This is a genomic window from Endozoicomonas gorgoniicola (assembly GCF_025562715.2).
Taxonomy (GTDB): domain Bacteria; phylum Pseudomonadota; class Gammaproteobacteria; order Pseudomonadales; family Endozoicomonadaceae; genus Endozoicomonas_A; species Endozoicomonas_A gorgoniicola.
Window position 1 is genome coordinate 3,645,213 of record NZ_JAPFCC010000001.1, and the last position, 19,581, is coordinate 3,664,793.

Below are 19,581 nucleotides of genomic sequence, written 5' to 3' on the forward strand. Positions count from 1 at the left end.
CCTTAATGATTATTCTGTCCGCCCTGGTGCTGGCCGGCTGCGGCCATGTCCCGGACTTTTCTGACATTGATCAGCGCCTTGAACGGCTGCGACCAGAGAAAAAAGGAAAGATCGCCCCACTGCCTGTTTTTGAAGATATTCAGGGTTATGCCTACAAACATTCCGGCAGCCGCAGCCCGTTTTTACCCCTGATCATTAAAGTCGACCCGGTCAAGCTTCAATATAAACTGTCAGAACGAAAGCCAGACCCTGACAGAGAAAAAACAGACATGGAAAAGCACAGCCTCGACTGTTTTTCCATGCGTGGGACGATGAACCTGTCGGAACCTATTGCCCTGCTGTCCTGCCAGGGAAAGCTGATGTCAGCAAAGGTTGGGGATTACATCGGAAACAAGCACGGCTTGATTAACGCCATAACAAACTCCCATGTTGAGGTCGTGGAACTGATACCCGTTGGTGACGGGCACTGGTCAGAAAAACCACAAGTGCTTTATTTGCAGTCCGGTACAGGCCTGGTGACTAAGTAAGTCACAAAGTAAGCGACGAAGTAAGTCACGAAGTAAACCCCGAACAGGGTCTGCACCTTGTCAATACACTGAGAAAATAATGAAATTTGGAAGATTTTTACAATTAGTGGCTATGTTGATGGCAGCAGAGTCAGCTTTTAGCTCGGTTATTACATCGGTTGAATCGGGTACCATTAATAACCAGAGTTATATCGATGTTGGCTTTTCCGGTGAACTGCCAGCCACCACCACGTTTAACTTATCTTCCCCACCACGCATAATCGTCGACATGGAGGGCGTGACCGCTTCCATGGTGGACAGAAAGCTGACCACTGAAAGCCCGTTAATTCCGAATTTTGAATTAATCTCGTCCGCTCATGAAGCAAGACTGGTTGGCAAATTAAAGCATCCGGCATCACTGACAGAACAGAGACTTGAGAACAGCATTCGCTTCTTTTTCTCTAAAAGCACGCCTGAAGAGGTCAACCGTCATGCCACCAGCCCCACAGCAACCCCTGATGCCCTTTCTGTGAGCAATCTCAGTTTCCATCGGTACGGTGAAAACAACGGTAAAATTCTCCTGTCATTTAACCGCTACCCTGATGCGCTGTCCGTGTCAGAAGCCAGCTCTATTGACGGCAGCTATCAGCTGACTATTCCCGGGGTGCAGGTACAGGAGGGTATTGCCGGTGGTTTTGATGTCTCTGACTTTGGTACCGTCGTCGATCAGATTCACCTTAAAAGCAATGCCGATAACACAGTCATTAATGTGGTTCCGGCAGTCGACGCATCCCTGACCCACGACTGGTCATTAGACGGTAAAGAACTCATCCTGCTGCTGACCCAAAAAAAGAGCTTTGATGAGGTTGATTATGTCGGTGAGCGGGTGAGCATGAATCTTCAGGATGTTGAAGTGCGCGACGCCTTGCAGATTCTCGCCGACCAGAAGCAATTGAACCTTGTGGCTTCTGATCAGGTCACTCAACGTATTTCAATCAGGCTGGATGATGTACCCTGGGATCAGGCCATGGATACCATTCTGACCACAACCGGCCTCGATAAACGACTGGTCAATAATGTCCTGATGATTGCACCGACAGAATCACTGGCAGATCTTGAGCGATCAAAACTGAAGGCAGCGGAAGACCTCGCTGACCTGATGCCTCTCCACACCACGGTTATCGAGCTGAAGTACGCCAACGCGCAAGAAGTGGCGGCGATGCTTGAAAGTGGCGATGAAGAAGGGGTTCTTTCTTCCAGGGGCTCCATCAGTATTGTCAAACAATTAAACGCACTGATGTTAAAAGACACCGCCGCCAGCATCCGTGATGTTAAAGAGCTGATCAGTCTGATTGACAAACCGGTCAAACAGGTATTCATCGAAGCCCGTCTTGTCGCCATCGACTCCAACAGAAAAGATGAACTGGGTGTTGCCTGGTCGGGTGGCCGTTATCATCTCGGAGGCAGCGATCAGATTTTAGTGGGCGGCAGGGGAAGCAACTTCAACTATAAGGAAGGTGATACCGTTCTTTCGGGTGATCAGTTTAACCGACAAGGAAAAACCAGTTTTACTGGTAAAAATCCGTTTCTTGATTTTGGTGTAAAAGGAGCAGGTTCCAGTGGTCTGGCCCTGGCGTTTGCCAATGATAACCTGATGCTGAACCTGGAAATCTCGGCTCTGATCAGCGACGGCGGTGGTTCAATTATCTCAGAGCCCACGGTGATCACCACTAACAATACTGAAGCCAGAATATTGAAAGGTAAAAAAATCCCTTATGAAAAAACCGAGGGCAATGGCTCTAAATCGGTAGAATTTCAAGAAGCGGTACTCTCTCTGGCGGTGACCCCCCAGATTATTCCGGATGACAAATTGCTGCTGAAAGTGGTTATAACCAACAACGATACAACCACGACAACAAAAACTGGAGTACCCATTATCGACGCCAACGAGCTGGTGAGTAATATTTTAATTGAGGATGGTTCAACCGTGGTTCTGGGAGGCATTCGCCGAACCGCCGAAACCAGCGGACAACAAAAAGTGCCATTGCTGGGGGATATTCCCGGGGTTGGCCGACTTTTCCGTCAGGATAAAGAGAGCTTTGAATCTCAGGAGCTGTTAATTCTTATTACCCCCAGGATCGTCGATGATGAAGCCATGAAGGCGATGGCTGCTGCCCGATATCGTTGATCACTGTTTGTGTCTTAACTGTTTGTGTCTTAACTGTTTGCGTCTTAACAAAAAACGCCCGGACTTACCATCCGGGCGTTTTTTAATGCTTTCTTCTTTGCTGTTCCGGTTTATCCGGTTTAATAGTCCATTACCTCAAAGCCCAGCTTTTTTGCTTTTTTAAGGTCGATGCCACGAATAACAAATCCGTTCGCCATTCCTGTGGGTTTGCCACACTGCTGTTCAGCCGGAGGAAGTTTTGCCCTGAACTGGTCACTGACTCTCACACCTTTTGATTTAAGTTGCCTGCGGTCACTTTCCTGAGACCTGCCAGGTTCGTCAGAACACTGGACAGAGCCATCGGGTTTATAAACAGCAATATCATCGGCACTGACTGCTGTTATGCACAGGCAACCCATGAGTGCAACAACAATGGACACTGGTCGTTTTGTAAAATAACGGGCTCTGTTCATCGTTACCATTTGTTTCTCAAAGTATCGGTGCCGCCCTGAAGGCCGGTTGAGTCAAGAGTAAGGGTACCTTTGCCAAGGGTACCTTTTTGCGTAGAAGTTGCCGTCAGCTGATAAGAAGCAGAATCTGCTGCTGTGATAGTCAGATTAAAGTAAGGCGAATTATCATCAGGCGAGTGCGCCGGAAAAATGGCAGGCGCTCCCGTATCCCTTTTGCCTGCGGCGGCACCTGCATAGGTGCCTGTCCTCGCCCGGTGTCTTTCCATTGCGGCAGCCAGGGACACCAGCGAGGTTTTACCTGTCTCAATCGCCGAATTGGTTACATACTGCTGATAACGGGGGATACCAATTGCGCTCAGGATACCCATGATCGTCAGTACAACAAGCATCTCTATCAGGGAAAAACCCCGCCTGTTCTTCATTTATTATTCCTCCTGCTTCCAGTAAAGGAGTCCATCGCTATTTCCCCCAATTGAAGTGACAGGGAGGCTCTCGGTACCTGCCGTACCTCCGGAATCCGTTCCGCCTTCATCATTTTTGATAAAGAAGAATCGCGTTGAGGGGGGAATACCCGGCGTTTTTAAATTGGTGAACCGCTTATTATCAAAAGCCGCTGCACCATTGCTCAAATGCACGGTGTAAGCTCTGGAGCTTCCTGCCACCACCTGACAGGGCAGGCGCGGGATACCGGAATCCTCTGAAGGCGGTCTGTAAGTATTAAAATAAATTAATCCGTTGAACGTTGTCGCAGGGGAGAGTACCTGCTCTTTGTCGTCTAAATCAATGTACCAGCCTCCGGTCCAGTCAGATACTTTTCTGTCAATCACTCTTTCACCAGGCAAGTCTTTAGCCGATACCAGGTTAGCACTGTAATCGGTGATTATGGTGTGGCTGGGTACCCGCTGACCACTGATAACACCAGACTGATCGAGGGGGAGCATGGCTGAATGGGGCGTTAAGTAAACATAAAAACGGTTCTTCAGATACGAATACTGGTAACGACTGGTGGGGTCAGGCCGACTGCCAGTGCCTATGCCTATCGCCATATACATCTTACCGTTTTTAAAGCTGAGGCTGACATCCGGCTCAACATATATCTTGGTCTGCCGTTCCGGGTTGTCTTTTACCCCGGCAACGGCAAACACTCCCTCATCTTCAGCCCAGACACCATCGCCGTCACTGTCAGAAGGCGAAATAAACCGATCTTCACTGACCCCGATTGCAGCAGAAGTACAGCCCAGCTGGTTTTTGATGCAGTTGTTGATAAAAAAGCGCCAGACCTGCCCCCTGGTGTCTGCTGCAAACAGCTGGTCTGCGTAGCCATCAAAGTCAATGTCAGCCACTCGCACACCGCCGGGCATGGAATATTTCATTTTGCTGAGATTAAGATTGTGGCTGTATTTTTGATTTTTTATGGTGCCTATCTTTTCCCAGGTATCCGGGCTTGTCGAAGGTCTTTCACCAATGTTGGTTCTGCGTGCTTTGTAAATATAATCGCCTTCCATCACGCAGGCCTCATACTCAAAGCCAAACCAGGCTCCAGTTGTCCGGCAGTCGATGCCTGAGACGCTATTATTACGATAGTACTGTCTGCTGCTCCAGGCCTTATAGCCAGAAGCGTCCATGCGGGGCAACAGGCTCTGAGCCTGCCCTCCGGCAGACCAGAGCAGCTCGCCAGTTGTTGCGTCTACCATGAAGATTGCATTGCCATACCTGGCTTCTTTATAGTCAAACTCATAATCCTGATTAGTGTCATTACCGCCTGTGAAAAAAAGTACTTTCCTGTCTTCCCCCTTAAAACGAACCTTTGTAGCAATAGGCTTGCTCCAGGTTTGACCAAGCTGTGCAAAGTCTCCTTTGCCACCCTCAATCACCCACAGCAGCTTTGGCTTGTCTAAGCGAGTCACATCAAATGCGTAATAATGTCTGCCACCACGGCGCATGCCAATATAGGCATAAATGTGCTCCCCACTGTTGAGAGTGCTTTTATCAAGAATTTCAGTCGTTTTTCCGTCACCATCCTGATCAAGTGTGTCCATACCCCCAAAAATAACCCCGTTCCGGTTGACATCATTGACCCACAGGGTCACCGAACCGTCGATGCCATATATACGACCATGGTCTTTAGTACGAATGGTTTCCTGGTTCTTCTGCAAGGCAGGCAGTTTTGGCAGAATCTCTTTTGGGATGAAGCTAAAGTACTCTGATCCGGTCTGAGCATTAACGGCGTGAAACTGTCCGTCGTTGGTTCCAAAGAACAGGGCCATATCCTGTTTATCTTCCGGGCAAACCTGTGAAGCGCCCTCATCGAATTGCTGGCATCGATAAGTAGCCACTCCCGGCACCGAATGCATTGGATCACCCAGGTCTTTATCGGGATCTCTCAACCAGTCAATGGCTGTATTTTTTCCACTGGTATCGCCGACTGCCAGATTGAATAAATCAGGGGTCAGCCCGGGGTTGCTGGCAGTAAAGGAATTTTCGCCCTCAGTCAGGTCGACAGGTGTTGAAAAGTCGTATTGACCCAGATAGGTGTAGACCTTTCTATCTTCTTTAGTTGGCAGTTTTTTACTGACACCTCCAAGCGCAACATCATTGCCATCATTGATGTCAGACCAGTAGCTTTTGCTGCTACTTTTAAAAAAACCTGTGCCCGGATCAATGGCATTAGCGCCGTTGGAGTCAACAATCCTGAGGGTAGATGAGCCCGAAGCAGTGCTGTCAGTCATTGCTTTGAGGCGATATTTTTTAACGTTGCCATTCCAGCGGTCGTTTAGTGAAGGCGTGAACAATGAGAAAAAAATTGAGTTCAGGTGATAGGCGTTGGAAAAGTTATTGGCTGTCACTCCCGGTACGGTATAGGTTGTGCTTTTGTCCAGAACGCTGCGCTTCAGATAACCCAGGATATCTTTCAGATTTTCTGCGTTACTGGCGTGGGCGTATTTGCCCTGACCAAGCTTTGCCACATCGTCTAAAAATATCTTTGTCTGAAGGCTCTTATTACTTTCCCCAAGGGCAAAACCAATGGTATGGACTTTTACAGACTTGGCCACTGAGCCCCCCGTCGTTGCCATATAGTCTGCCAGCTCACGAACGCACCATTCTCCGCGACTAACCCTGTTGCCTGCGGAATTGTAGCCGGTACACCCTGTTATTCCAGAAAAATCCCTGAAACTCCTGCTGATATTGAAGTCACTTGGCTGACCATCTGTAAGTAGTACGATGTGGTTGTTCTGACACTGTTCAGTTACCGGGCAGGTGTAATGCTTGAAAGAACCATCAAAATACTTCGACGCATCCATCAATGCAGGGCCAAGCGGTGTATTGATGCGGTATGAAACTGGCTCAAAATTATTGAGAAAATCAATCATGCCCGGCCTGACATTTTCGACAGGTGCAATAGGATAAAGAAGTCTGTCGCTTATTGGACGACCATAACTATCTACCAGTCCTGAAGTACTAAAAACCATGAGGCCGATATTGACCGCTTCTAACTCATTGATGAGTTTAATTAATCCTTCACGAATGACTTCAGCACGACTCTTATTGTCTTCAGTGACCGTCCTGAGCATGGAGCCGCTGTTATCCAGAACGAACAGGATATTAGGACTGTCTACTCTGGTCCTGGAGGTACCACCCAGGAAAACGTCGGTATCATCTGCCTGCAGAGGTAACGTAACAGACAGTGCAATAAACAGTGTAAAAAAATGTATGAGGCGTTTTATTTTATTCATGATCTGTCTGTACTAACTTTTATTAATTGACTTCCCGTGACTTGTATCCCGCTTCCAGATTAATACTGGCCCTGGTATCCGGGTCTCTTGCCTGGCTGGTTGTCGTGTAAATGAAAAACTTCGTACCTCCGACGCCCTCCGAAATACTGTTTCCAACAGGGTCGGGTCGGGTAATTCGGGTGACGGCATCGGCCCGGATTTCACCACCGGGCAACGAATCGCTGGCACCAGCTCCGCGACTGGATGTTGTTACTCTCAGGCCATTGTCACTTCTGGCCTGCATACGTGCAGCAGGGGAATCACGAAAGTCCCTCAATGAGCGATGCAGTGCGCTGTCTGCCAGCTGAAAAGTCGTTGCTTCCCGCTGAAAGAGATAAGAAGAGCGGTTTGCCAGTGCTGAATTTTTAGTCGTAGAAATCACGGCTATAGCGGATAACAACAAAATAACCATGCAGACAAGCAGAGCCATACCGGTTTGATTTTTTAATCTATACACTGGTGTTTCTCAGCTTAACGGTTGTAGTAAACGACCTCTGAATTTTTTGATCGGGACTGGATACGGTGATGGTAAACCGTAAGGATTCAGCATCACCAAACTTGCATGCGGCATCACAATCATCCCGGTATCGAAGCTTGCCATTGCTCCTGAGGCCATACGCCACCTGTAAGTCGGTGATATTGTCCACCATTCTCACGCCACCCCGGAACAGCGAAGTGCCGGCAGACCCCGGAAAAGAAGGAGCAATGCTGTAGACGCTCTCCCCGGGCTGGCCAAGAATATAAAACTCAATGTTGCTGCATGGGTCTGCCCGCTTCTCCCGACTGCAGAACAAATCCACAATCGATACCGTTCCGGGCGGCACCACCCTGTTACTCGTTGTCGTTGCTGTCGCCTGACTTCTGAAAATGACACTCTGTTTGCAATCAGTGATCAGAAATTCAGTCTTTTCATTGACCGTAATATTTCTGCCAAGAACGATCTCGGGAGCGTTTGCGGCAATATTTATGTCCTGTACCACTATCGGTGCTCCCAACCTCGCGGCATTGAATATCTGCAGGGTGTCGGGCTGACCCGCTGGCGCATTAACCCCAAAAACGGCTGCTTTCGGTAATCTCGCGGCGTCGTCGGCTTTCGGCTTCTCCCGAAAACCGACACAGCCCTGGTACCCTGCCATACGAAGATCTCTGGCAATCAGCTCTTTCGCCAGTTGCGCCCCTTCTGCAATACTTCTGACTCCCTGCTCTGACCGGGTATTCATGGAGCTTTGTGTAAAATTATCAGACACTACAATAGTGATAATGGAACCCAGCAATATAGCGATCATCATTTCGCTCAGACTGATTCCCTGTTGCCTGTTTGTGCGACCCGCTTTCATAAAAAAACCCTCTGGCGATAAGACACCCTGTCGTTGGTATGGGATGACTGGTTAGCCTCCTGCCAGAAAATACTGATGATAAATGTCCTGTTATTCCGGGTCAGGCTGGCGGTAGCCCCGGGGAGCATTGGAACATAGCCGCTCCCGTCTGCTCCCCAGCCCTGCTGGTCATTTATATTTTCCAACCATTCCCTCATGTCGCTACTGGCCAGCTCCTGATCATTGCACTGCACTAGTGAACAATCTTTGCTGACAGAAGGAATAACCTTCTGCTTATTACCCTGAAGGCTGATACTGTCGTAGTTCCCTGCAAGAGCGGCATCCGGATTAAGCTTGATTCGCTCTGCCAGATCGCTCGCCAGCATGATGGCAGTGTTACGATGCAGGCTTTCACCCGTTGACTGCATTGAATGATTCTGAAGTTTCGACAACTCTGTAATACCCAGTGCCATAACCAGCAGAGCCACCAGCACTTCAATTAAAGAAAAGCCCCGGTCGCGCCCGGTGCGCCGGATCAGTTGCATGCGACCAATCCTCCCTTGCTGACCTGGCCAGACCCGTTAATCGATAAAGCCAGCGCACTGGCGGGTCCCCGCTGATCACAAAACGACAGGGTGACCGAACCTGCGACGAGCTGCCCCCGGTTATTGAAGTCTATGGAAATGCCTTTGGGTCTGATCTCTATGCCCTGACGTGCTGCCGGAATCCGAAGCAGCACATTGCTGCCATTGATAACGGCTGCACCTGCGCTGAGCAGGCCATTTTTGTTGCAGGCTGCTTCCTTGCTGTCGGCACTGCAAAGATGAACCGTCTGTTTCCGGGTGAAGGCTTCTGCCCGTGCGTAATTGATAGCCCCCATGAAAGCATTAGCCGATTCGTTCAGCCTGCCGTTCGCAATCGAATGATTGAAATTGGGAATACCAATGCCTGCTGCAATGGCTATCACTGCCACTGTGACCAGAGCCTCAATGAGACTGAAACCCGATGACTCTCTCTTCATCTCTGTCATTGCCCTGCCTGAACCATTTAATCATGGCTAGTAGACAGCCCGGATGGCATTTTTTCAAAACCGATGCGGGTTGGCAGGCACAAATGTCACTCTGAGACTTTATTTTTTTTTCTACGCAACCGAATTAGTGTGAACTAAATAACAAAGAAGCTGGCGGGTAGAAAAATGATCAGTTGCAACATCAAGTTAAAACAAGAGGAAAAGGCTGCACTTGAACGCTATCTTGAGACTAAAGCCCTTTCTTTGGAAAAAAGCATCCGGGCACTTATTATTCTTTTTGCCAATGAAGGAAAAACAATAAAGGGGACAGCCCGCGAGCTTGAGATACAGCCAAGAGATGTCAGACGCTGGAGAAAATGCTGGATTAAATCTGACCATACCCAGATAGTCTCCAGACGGCTGGAAAACCGGGGTAGAAAACCCTGTCTGACTCGTGCCCAGAAACAACAACTGACTGACCTGATAAAAAGCAGTCGACCACTTAAAAGCTTTAACTCTATTGCTGAAATGGCAGTCGAGTGCGGCATAACGAAATCAATATCCGCAGAAACCGTTCGGAATATCGCCCGTTCTGAAATGAAGATTCAAGGAAGTGCTTATGCACATTTTTATCGAAAAGGAAGAGAATAAGTGTACTAATACTTTTCCAGCGGCTTTCTTTTCCAATGGCTTTCTTTTCCAGTGGCTTTATTGTGTACTCAATAAGACAAGTCGTTTTGTGACTTACTGAATAAATTTTATTCTACAACAACCTTATGAATGACAGCCTTAATATGTCTAAACCGATATTTACAAAGACTTTTGTTAACTTACATAAATGGCAATTTCTATGAGGCAGAAAGTTCTGTTACTATTTGTAACCTTATCTGTCAAAAAAGATGAGCAGTACAACTTAAAACTTCCATAGCGGTGAAACAAAACGCTTTCGAAAACACCATTACCTGAGGTGTATATGAAAAGTTATTCAGGGTTGTTTCTTGCGATAAGCCAGCAGTCCAGAAAAGGCAAACTCTTATACTCCAGCCCTAACCCGGATACATGGAATAAGAAGTGGACTCTGAAAGACAACGACCAGGATAAGCCGGACAGCCGTCCTGAGCTTGAAAGCTGGATTGAACAGCATCTTGACCCGAATTGCCTGGACAGTATTGAGTCATTGGCTGAATCGATAACATCCGCGATTGAGACTGATCAGAAAGAACTTTTCTTTCAGCTTATTGATCAGACTGACTCTGGCAGAGTGCATACCGAAGCTTCACTGGATAAGCGCAATTCTGAATGGCTGACAGCCAGGATGCGATATGACAGTGAACTGGAATGCGATATTTGCACAAGATTAATGGATGCTCAGTTTTAACCTGCCTTGCCCTGGCAGGTATACCAGCTCTCTCCGTCTGCGCGAGGTCTGCGCGAGGATGACGTACGACACCCTTCTTCTTAATCAGGGAAGGGTGTCAGAAAAAGGGTGTCAGAAAAAGCTACGATCAGAACCTGTCCGGATCCCTGGCTTTTTTTCTGGCTTCTTCCTGTTCAACAACGCCATTCTCTACCAGTTTTTTAAGACTGTCATCCATAGTCTGGCTGCCGATCTTGCCAGAGGTTTGTATTTGTGAATACATCTGCGCGATCTTATTCTCTTTAATCAGATTTCTGATACTGTTATCAACAACCATTATTTCGTGTGCTGCAACACGACCACCGCCTTTCTTTTTCAGCAGCGTCTGACTGACTACTCCCTGTAACGATTCTGCAAGCATTGCTCTGACCATTTCTTTTTCACTGGCTGGAAACACGTCAATAATCCTGTCGACTGTTTTGGCTGCTGAGTTAGTGTGCAGGGTTCCCAGTACCAGGTGCCCCGTTTCTGCCGCAGTTAATGCCAGCGAGATAGTTTCAATGTCGCGCATTTCTCCAACAAGAATACAATCTGGATCCTCCCGCAGTGCAGCTCTCAATGCAGAAGAAAAAGAAGCGGTGTCACAACCAACTTCACGATGCGTTACAATGCAACTTTTTGGTTCATGCACAAATTCTACCGGGTCCTCGACGGTCAGGATGTGACCCTTTTTGGTGGTATTATAATAATCCAGCATGGCTGCCATGGTGGTCGACTTGCCTGAGCCCGTAGGGCCAGTCACCAGAACCAGTCCCCTTGGCCGGGAAGCAAGCTTCCTGAAGACCTCACCCAATCCCAGCTGTTTCATAGTGAGAACATGGCTGGGGATGGTTCTGAATACAGCACCAGCTCCCCTGCGGCTGTTCAGGGCATTAACACGAAATCTTGCAACCCCTTCAATCTCAGTTGCAAAGTCAGCATCTCCGGAATCCAGATAACCTTTCATCTGGTCATCATCCATCACTTCGCCAAGCAATGAATGGCAGTCGTCATTGCTCAGGGCAGGGAGGTCATAGTAGACAATATCACCATCAATTCTGACTGCTGGCGGTAAGCCAGAGCTTAAGTGTAAATCTGAGGCGCCATTTTTATGAGCTTCTGACAGCAGTTGCTTTAAACTGATTCTATACACACGCGTCCCTATTACGTTGAGATTGGTTGATGGTGATCTCCGTTACCGGTCAGGCACCATTAACTTTGACAGGCTGATCATTACAATCAAAATTCAATAAATCTAAATTGCTGCTGGCAGGTGCGCCATTTGTAACAGCTTCCGGGCAGACTGCTACAACCGGGATCTCAAATTTTGGCTCTTCATGGACTCTTCATGGGCTCTTCATGGGCTCTTCATGGACTCTTCATGGACTCTTCATGGACTCTTCATAGATAAAAGCAGGATAAATAACCCCGTAAGATCGTATTGTTATGCTTTGAAAAAATATGCGACAGTTTTTTTATAACCACAGGCTAACTCAAAAACCACTGCACGAATTTTCGCACCATTATCCCCAGTGCTTCTTCTACAAGAAACTATATTTGTAAGGGTTTATAACAGTCCCTGACCCAAATTCCCTTAAATCCTGTTTCTGGTCTGAGGTTCATTCTCTGAGTCATAGCGCTATTTGGCCGTTACGAGCTTTCGTTGCTCTGTCGGCTGTCTCAGAGAATACGCTGGAAAAAGGGCACATTATTGTCTGGAGTTTTGACAGATGATCAAACAACTTGCCAACACAGTGACTAAAACACTCGCCAGCCAGGTTGCCGCAACGACCCTGGCCGCCGCAACGGTGGCAGTAAGCATGACGATGGGGGCATCGACAGCACTGGCTTTCAGTGACGATGAGCTGGTTCTGTGGGTCGGAGGCGATAAGGCTTACAACGGTATACGGCAAATGGGCAAAATTTTTGAAGAAGATACCGGCATCAAGGTCAAGGTAGAAATTCCGGAAAACATTACCGACCGCTTCCAGCAGTCAGCAGCGTCCGGCAGCGGACCGGACATTTTGTTCTGGGCTCACGATCGCTTTGGCGAGTGGGCACAAAGCGGGCTTCTGGCTCCTATCAAACCATCCTCACCATTTAAACGTGAAGTTATTGATATGGGCTGGGACGCTGTATCAGTTGACAATAAAATCTATGGTTACCCTATTTCGCTGGAAGCCATCAGCCTGATCTACAACAAGAAAATACTGCCTGAACCGCCCAAAGCCTATGAAGATATGTTTGCCCTGGATACACAGTTGAAAAAAGCCGACAAGGGCATGACAACCATTATGTGGGACCAGGTACAACCGTATTTCACCATGCCCATGCTGGCAGCCGATGGCGGTTATGCCTTTAAGAAAACCGCGACCGGTTACGATGTCAAAGACACAGGTGTCAACAATAAAGGTGCCATGGCCGGGGCCAAAATGCTGACCGACCTGATTGATAAAAACGTTCTACCCAGAGGGGTTGATTACGGTGTCATGGAATCCACTTTTAACAAAGGCAAAAGTGCCATGATGATCAGCGGCCCCTGGGCCTGGGCCAACCTGGATACCAGTGGCATCGACTACGGGGTTGCACCGCTTCCCAGCATCAACGGCCAGCCCTCAAAAGCCTTTGTCGGTGTGTGGAGTGCCGCTCTGAATAACGCCAGCCCCAACAAGGCACTGTCTAAAGAGTTTCTGGAAAACTACCTGCTGATTGACGACGGGCTACGTACGATGAATAAAGACGTGTCGCTCGGAGCCGTTGCCAACAAAATCTACATGAAAGAGCTGCAGAAAGATCCCCGCATCAGCGCCACCTACGACAACGCAATGAACGGGCTGCTGATGCCTAATGTTCCTGAGATGGGCAAATTCTGGTCAGCCATGGAAGCCGCCCTGAGAAACATCACCAGCGGACGCCAGGGCTATAAAGAAGCACTGAATGACGCAGCCAAACGTATCGTCGACTAATCTACTGACCAGTGAGTCTGTTCAGTCTCACTTATAAGACTACTGTCGTTGTTTTGGGCAGTCAGAACAGCGACACCCCAGAGTTCAGGAGGCTTGCCGTTATGGAGGCTATCAGCTCTGCCGGAAATAAGTCCGGCAACCCTGGCAGATGGGTCGCATTGGGGCTGCTTGCCGCTATAGACCTGATCCTGCTGTATGGTGTCACCATGATGTATGCCAGCGGTGAAATGGCTTTTGCCTTGCTGGTGCTACTGATTATTACCACCGGCACCTGGGTCTTTATCAGCCATAAAGGCTACTCTTACCGATACGTTTATCCGGCGTTGCTGGGCGTATCCGTCTTTATTGTATTTCCCCTGCTTTATACGGTGAATGTCGCTTTCACCAATTACAGTTCCAGCAATCTTCTCCCTCTTGAACGGGTAAAAGCCATTCACATGGCAAAAACCTACAGAACCCCGGGAGAGTCATACAATTTCAAAGCCTGGCAGCAGGGTGAAAACTATCAGCTGCTGTTTATCAGTAATAAAGACACGGACAAGCACCTGATCAGCGCACCATTCGGGGAGTTAACCGAACCAACAGAAGTGACAGCCCGGCTGTCGTCTGAACTGCCTGATGGAAAGGAGCTGGCTTTTCGCGACACCATCCGGATTCGCCATATCCTGAAGCTGTTAACCATCATGCTGCCTGATGGTGGTTCGTTATCAATGACCAGCCTGCGTGAGTTTGGCCCACAGGCCAGAATATACGACGAAGGTTCCAATGATATACTGATCGACAGTCGCAACGGTGACATACTTACCCCGGATATGACCACCGGCTACTATGTTGACAACACTGGCGAACACATTAGTCCGGGGTTTACGGTATTCAACGGCTGGGACAATTTTTCCAGGGTGATCTCAGACCCGGGGATTCAGGGGCCATTTCTGCAAATTTTCACCTGGACCCTGACTTTCTCTGCGCTCAGTGTTCTGTTCACACTGATTATTGGCCTGTTGATGGCCTGTCTGGTGCAGTGGGAACCGCTCAAGGGCAATGGCGTCTATCGTCTGTTGCTGATTCTCCCCTACGCCGTCCCTGCGTTTATCTCCATCCTGATTTTCCGGGGTCTGTTTAACCAGAACTTTGGTGAGATCAACATGCTGCTGAACATGCTGTTTGGCATTCAACCTGAATGGTTCAGTAACGGTTTCCTTGCCAAAACAATGGTGCTGATCGTTAATACCTGGCTGGGTTACCCCTACATGATGATCCTCTGTATCGGGCTGCTGAAGTCTATTCCTGATGACCTTTACGAGGCGTCGGCGATTGATGGAGCCACTCCGGTACAAAACCTGTTCAAAATCACCATTCCACTGATCATCAAACCATTAATTCCACTGCTGATTGCCAGCTTTGCTTTCAACTTTAACAATCTGGTGTTGATCGCCCTGCTCACAGACGGCGCGCCCAATATCATTGGTGCGACCACGCCAGCCGGTGCTACTGACCTGCTTGTCAGCTATACCTTCCGTATCGCCTTTGGTCAGTACGGACAGGACTACGGTCTGGCATCAGCCATTGCCACCTTTATCTTCCTGATGGTCGGGGTCATCGCCTGGCTCAATCTCAAAGCCACCAGGCGGTTTACTGAATAAAGGGTTCCCGGAATATCGAAAGAGTGCAGGTAACCACTATGATTGTTCAGCCAAGAAACCTGAAATACCGGGTATGGGCCACAAGAATTTTTATGATTCTGTTTCTGTGCCTGATTATGTTCCCGTTCCTGATGATCATCTCTGTGTCATTCCGGTCCGGCAATTTTGCCACGGGAGACCTGATCCCCAGCAACCCCAGCCTTGAACACTGGTATCTGGCGTTTGGCATCCCGTGGGAAAACGCAGACGGTTCCGTGATTCAGCCACCCTTTCCAGTGATGTTATGGCTGTGGAACTCCATTAAGGTGGCATTTGTTTCAACCATACTGATTCTTCTGCTGTCAACCACCGGAGCCTATGCCTTTGCCCGGCTACGTTTCAAATTTAAAGAGCATATGCTGACTGCCATGATGATTCTGCAAATGTTTCCGGCAGTACTGGCACTGGTGGCCATTTACTCACTGTTTGACAGGCTGGGTAACTATATTCCATGGCTGGGACTGGACAGCCTTGGGTCTGTCACCGTCGCCTATCTGGGTGGGCTGGCACTGCATATCTGGTTGATCAAAGGCTATTTCGAAACCATCGACAAATCACTCGAGGAAGCAGCAGCCATTGATGGGGCGACACCCTGGCAGGCATTCCGGTATGTACTCCTGCCACTGTCTATTCCCATACTGGCTGTCGTCTTTATTCTTGCCTTTATCACCAGCATTGCCGAATACCCTGTGGCGTCGGTACTCCTGCAAAGTATGGATAACCTGACTCTGGCCGTTGGCTCCAGACAGTACCTGAACCCACAGAACTATCTCTGGGGCGACTTTGCGGCGGCAGCGGTGTTATCCGGTTTACCGATATCGATCATCTTCCTGCTCTGTCAGCGCTGGATAGTCGGAGGGCTTACAGCAGGTGGTGTGAAAGGTTAAACCGTTCCTGACACAGGTAATCAGTAACCGGTAACCGTTAGCGGAAACAGACATGGCAGAAGTAAAACTTGTTAATATTTCCAAGAGCTACGATCAGGGTAAAACCTGGGTGATCAAAGACGTCAACCTTAATATAACTAATGGGCAGTTCGTCGCTTTTGTAGGGCCTTCCGGCTGTGGCAAATCCACCCTGCTCAGAATGGTCTGCGGGTTGGAAGAGATCAGTGCCGGTGAAATGTTTATTGCCGGGGAACATGTTAATGACATGCCACCGAATGAACGACGGGTTGGCATGGTATTCCAGTCTTACGCACTTTACCCGCATATGAGCGTTGAAGAGAACATGGCCTTTGGGTTGAAGCTGGTAAAAGCCGATAAAGCCCTGATTAACGAACGCGTTCAGGAAGCCGCAAGGATTCTGCAACTGGAAGCGTTACTGGATCGCAAGCCAAAAGCCATGTCAGGCGGTCAACGACAGCGGGTTGCCATTGGCCGGTCTATTGTTCAGCACCCACGGGTATTCCTGTTTGATGAACCACTGTCCAATCTGGACGTTGCCCTCAGGGTACAAATGCGGCAGGAACTGTCCCGGTTACATACCCGGCTGAAGACAACGTCCATCTATGTTACCCACGATCAGGTGGAAGCTATGACCCTGGCAGACCAGATCGTGGTGCTGAGTCCCTTGCAGCCTGGTGCCAAAACTAACCTTGAGCAGGTGGGTAAGCCACTGGAACTGTACCACCATCCCGCCAACATGTTTGTGGCAGGCTTTATTGGTTCGCCTAAAATGAACTTTTTTGATGGCCTTATCGAAAAAGTTGGTAAAAAACAGACCGTCATCAAACTCACCACCGGAGAAATACTCCAGGCCAATGCCAATACAGAAAGGGCAAAAGCCGGAGACCGCGTGGTTCTGGGCATTCGCCCGGAAGATGCCCTGGCAGAAACCGATGAAGGCAACGCCGTGGAAGGTAAAGTAGAGGCTCTGGAACGGCTGGGTGCTGAATCATTTATCTATATGACCCATGACACTATTCGGGAACACTTCATCGTGCGCGTAGAAGATTCCCGCCACAGGTCAGAAGGGATCAAAATGAAAATAGAGCTTCCTGTGCATTTCTGTCATCTGTTTGATGCGGATGGCAAAGCCTTCCGTCGTACTCAAGCCCCGGAAGTCGATTAGGAAGGAGCAGATATGACCATTTCAACCTCGCTCGATCAGCCACTGGTTGAGCAGCTCGCAGCCCTGAGTGGCGTCTGTGGCAATTATGAAGACTGGGCAGGCCGTCCGGTGAGCGTACCAACGGAACTGAAGATTCCCATTCTGCAGGCCATGGGTTTCAACCTCAGCAATAATGACAACACCAGAGCCGCGATTGACCATTGTCAGCAACAACAGTGGGAGCATCTCGTTGCACCGGTCAACGTTGTGCATCAGGGACAACCTTTTACCATTGATATGTACATACCGGAAAGCCGGTTAAGTAACGCATTTAAGGGCGAGTTCGAGCTGGAAAGCGGCCGCCGTCGCTCAATTTCAGTCAAAGCTGACTCTCTGGAAATAATCGACAGACAATCCTTTCCTGATAGAGATCTGGTGAAACTGTCTCTGGAACTGCCGGAAGACCTGCCAACCGGCTACCACCGGCTGACTTTGAAAAACCGGAACCTGGAAGCCATCAGCCTGATTATTGTTGCACCAGCCACCTGTTATGAGCCTGAATCACTGAAACAGGGGCATAAAATATGGGGGTCTGCCATACAGCTTTATACCCTGCGTACCGAGCATGACTGGGGAATAGGCGACTTCAGTAGTCTGAAACAACTGGCTGAGAAGCTCGCCAGCCAGGGGGCTCATATTGTCGGGCTTAACCCGATCCATGCGCTGTACCCTGCCAATCCCTTACACGCCAGCCCATACAGTCCTTCAAGCCGGAACTTCATCAATCCGTTGTATCTGGATGTGACAGCTATTCCGGAATTTGCCGATTCCACTGAAGCCCGGGCAATGGTCAATGACCCCGGGTTTCAGGGTGCCATTGCCGATGCCCGCAAGGCTGAATACGTGGATTATGTACAGGTGGCCTCGCTAAAATTCAAAGTGCTGGCGCTGCTCTTTAAAGAGTTTCAGCATAACCATGTCAAAACAGGCACACCACGGGGCAAAGCCTTCCTGAACTTCTGCGATATTCGTGGTGCCAGCCTTGACCGGCATGCCACCTATGAAGCCCTTTACGCACACTTCAGACAGCTGGATATTATGAGCTGGGGCTGGCCCTGCTGGCCCGATGACTACCAGACACCTGACTCAGACGCCGTTAAAGGGTTCAGTGAACAGAACAGGGATGCCATTGACTATTACAAATATCTGCAATGGCTGTCTGAAATCCAGCTGGCGGAAGCCCAGAAATCCGCCCTGGACGCAGGCATGCAGGTAGGCATTTACCGGGATCTGGCGGTTGGTGTTGACCGGGGTGGTGCCGATGTCTGGAGCAATCGCGCAGTTTACTGCCTGGATGCCAGTGTCGGAGCGCCTCCCGATGGCGTTGCGCCACAGGGGCAAAACTGGGGACTGCCGCCGTTTAATCCGGTTACCCTTAAACAGCAGCATTATGCCCCCTTTATTGAAATGGTCAGATCCAACATGAGCCATTGCGGCGCGCTTCGCATTGACCATGTGATGGGGCTGTTACGCCTGTGGTGGTGTCCTAATGGAAAGACCGCAGATTTTGGCGCATACACGTATTACCCCCTGAATGATCTGCTGGGCATTATTAAACTGGAAAGCCAGCGTCGTGAATGCCTGGTATTTGGTGAAGACCTCGGCACGATACCGCCGGAAATTGAAGCCAGCCTGCCGCCAGCCAGATGCTATTCCAATGAGGTGGTGTTGTTCTCCTGTGAAGGGGATCGCTTTATGTCACCCGGAGAGTTCAGGCCAATGGCCCTGACCTGTATTTCCAATCACGATGTCCCTACGCTCAAGGCGTGGTGGAATTGCCTTGATCTGGATTTACGACACGAGCTGGGTATTTATAATGCTGAAAAAACCGAAGCCCAAAAGCTGGCAAGGCATCAGGATAAAATGGCGTTGGTCCATACCCTGATTGATATTAATGAACGTCCCCGGGGTATGAATCCGGATCATATATCGACACTGGGTTACACCAGGGACGTGATGGAAAAGCTGCACTACTATCTGGCTAAGACCACATCGAAAATAGTGGTACTGCAACTGGAAGATGTCTTGCAGATTGAATCACCGGTCAATGTTCCAGGCACCAGCTCCGAGTACCCTAACTGGCAAAGAAAGCTGACCGAAACCCTGGAAAGCCTGTTTGCCGATGAAAGCAATCAGGCACTGTTCAAAAATATCTGTAATATTCGTCAGGCCTGAAACGGAAAA

Annotated in this window: 17 protein-coding genes; 9 read left to right on the forward strand and 8 right to left on the reverse strand. The window is 49.1% G+C overall.

What is annotated here, in order from left to right; translation table 11 throughout:
• The first annotated feature begins 5 nt into the window (after nucleotides 1-5).
• Entirely contained in the window at nucleotides 6-527 is a 522-nt protein-coding gene (locus tag NX722_RS16670; RefSeq protein ID WP_262563964.1) for a pilus assembly protein PilP, read from the forward strand.
• Between the two features lie 79 nt (nucleotides 528-606).
• Nucleotides 607-2,694 carry a type IV pilus secretin PilQ gene (locus tag NX722_RS16675; RefSeq protein ID WP_262563965.1) on the forward strand — a complete coding sequence of 696 codons (2,088 nt, stop codon included), beginning with the start codon at nucleotides 607-609 and terminating at the stop codon, nucleotides 2,692-2,694.
• Nucleotides 2,695-2,813: 119 nt separating this feature from the next.
• On the opposite strand, the gene NX722_RS16680 is transcribed toward NX722_RS16675, so the two are convergent.
• The 7 genes from NX722_RS16680 to NX722_RS16710 are packed head-to-tail and all read right to left on the reverse strand — an operon-like array spanning nucleotide 2,814 to nucleotide 9,262.
• A complete protein-coding gene (locus NX722_RS16680) occupies nucleotides 2,814-3,146 on the reverse strand; it encodes a hypothetical protein (protein WP_262563966.1) in 333 nt (110 codons plus the stop codon).
• 2 nt (nucleotides 3,147-3,148) lie between these two features.
• Entirely contained in the window at nucleotides 3,149-3,565 is a 417-nt protein-coding gene (locus NX722_RS16685; protein ID WP_262563967.1) for a type IV pilin protein, read from the reverse strand.
• Between the two features lie 3 nt (nucleotides 3,566-3,568).
• On the reverse strand, nucleotides 3,569-6,877 hold the full coding sequence (locus NX722_RS16690; protein WP_262563968.1) for a VWA domain-containing protein: 3,309 nt from the start codon (nucleotides 6,875-6,877) through the stop codon (nucleotides 3,569-3,571).
• A gap of 22 nt (nucleotides 6,878-6,899) precedes the next feature.
• Nucleotides 6,900-7,373, reverse strand: a complete 474-nt coding sequence (locus NX722_RS16695) for a hypothetical protein (RefSeq protein WP_262563969.1) — start codon at nucleotides 7,371-7,373, stop codon at nucleotides 6,900-6,902.
• A complete protein-coding gene (locus NX722_RS16700; protein WP_262563970.1) occupies nucleotides 7,366-8,253 on the reverse strand; it encodes a PilW family protein in 888 nt (295 codons plus the stop codon). Before NX722_RS16700 ends, NX722_RS16695 begins: the two co-directional genes overlap by 8 nt.
• Entirely contained in the window at nucleotides 8,250-8,777 is a 528-nt protein-coding gene (pilV, locus tag NX722_RS16705; RefSeq protein WP_262563971.1) for a type IV pilus modification protein PilV, read from the reverse strand. Before pilV ends, NX722_RS16700 begins: the two co-directional genes overlap by 4 nt.
• Nucleotides 8,768-9,262 (reverse strand): GspH/FimT family pseudopilin, encoded by a 495-nt coding sequence (locus NX722_RS16710; RefSeq protein WP_262563972.1) that lies wholly within the window; start codon nucleotides 9,260-9,262, stop codon nucleotides 8,768-8,770. Before NX722_RS16710 ends, pilV begins: the two co-directional genes overlap by 10 nt.
• Before the next feature lie 165 nt (nucleotides 9,263-9,427).
• Here NX722_RS16710 and NX722_RS16715 point away from each other — a divergent pair, with 165 nt between their 5' ends.
• Both NX722_RS16715 and NX722_RS16720 read left to right on the forward strand, forming a co-directional pair.
• Nucleotides 9,428-9,892 carry a helix-turn-helix domain-containing protein gene (locus NX722_RS16715; RefSeq protein WP_262563973.1) on the forward strand — a complete coding sequence of 155 codons (465 nt, stop codon included), beginning with the start codon at nucleotides 9,428-9,430 and terminating at the stop codon, nucleotides 9,890-9,892.
• Nucleotides 9,893-10,214: 322 nt separating this feature from the next.
• The gene (locus tag NX722_RS16720; RefSeq protein WP_262563974.1) at nucleotides 10,215-10,619 is read left to right on the forward strand and encodes a hypothetical protein; all 405 of its coding nucleotides are present in this window, start codon (nucleotides 10,215-10,217) and stop codon (nucleotides 10,617-10,619) included.
• A 127-nt stretch (nucleotides 10,620-10,746) separates the two neighbouring features.
• Here the strand turns inward: NX722_RS16720 and NX722_RS16725 are convergent, their stop codons facing one another.
• Nucleotides 10,747-11,781 carry a type IV pilus twitching motility protein PilT gene (locus NX722_RS16725; protein WP_262568684.1) on the reverse strand — a complete coding sequence of 345 codons (1,035 nt, stop codon included), beginning with the start codon at nucleotides 11,779-11,781 and terminating at the stop codon, nucleotides 10,747-10,749.
• A gap of 586 nt (nucleotides 11,782-12,367) precedes the next feature.
• Between NX722_RS16725 and malE the strand changes: the two genes are divergently transcribed.
• From malE to malQ, 5 genes are all read left to right on the forward strand, one after another.
• Entirely contained in the window at nucleotides 12,368-13,603 is a 1,236-nt protein-coding gene (gene malE / locus NX722_RS16730) for a maltose/maltodextrin ABC transporter substrate-binding protein MalE (RefSeq protein ID WP_262563975.1), read from the forward strand.
• Between the two features lie 101 nt (nucleotides 13,604-13,704).
• The gene (gene malF, locus NX722_RS16735) at nucleotides 13,705-15,246 is read left to right on the forward strand and encodes a maltose ABC transporter permease MalF (RefSeq protein ID WP_262563976.1); all 1,542 of its coding nucleotides are present in this window, start codon (nucleotides 13,705-13,707) and stop codon (nucleotides 15,244-15,246) included.
• A gap of 38 nt (nucleotides 15,247-15,284) precedes the next feature.
• On the forward strand, nucleotides 15,285-16,172 hold the full coding sequence (gene malG, locus NX722_RS16740) for a maltose ABC transporter permease MalG (RefSeq protein WP_262563977.1): 888 nt from the start codon (nucleotides 15,285-15,287) through the stop codon (nucleotides 16,170-16,172).
• 52 nt (nucleotides 16,173-16,224) lie between these two features.
• Nucleotides 16,225-17,358 (forward strand): ABC transporter ATP-binding protein, encoded by a 1,134-nt coding sequence (locus NX722_RS16745; protein WP_262563978.1) that lies wholly within the window; start codon nucleotides 16,225-16,227, stop codon nucleotides 17,356-17,358.
• Nucleotides 17,359-17,370: 12 nt separating this feature from the next.
• The gene (gene malQ, locus NX722_RS16750; RefSeq protein WP_262563979.1) at nucleotides 17,371-19,572 is read left to right on the forward strand and encodes a 4-alpha-glucanotransferase; all 2,202 of its coding nucleotides are present in this window, start codon (nucleotides 17,371-17,373) and stop codon (nucleotides 19,570-19,572) included.
• The last annotated feature ends 9 nt before the right edge of the window (nucleotides 19,573-19,581 follow it).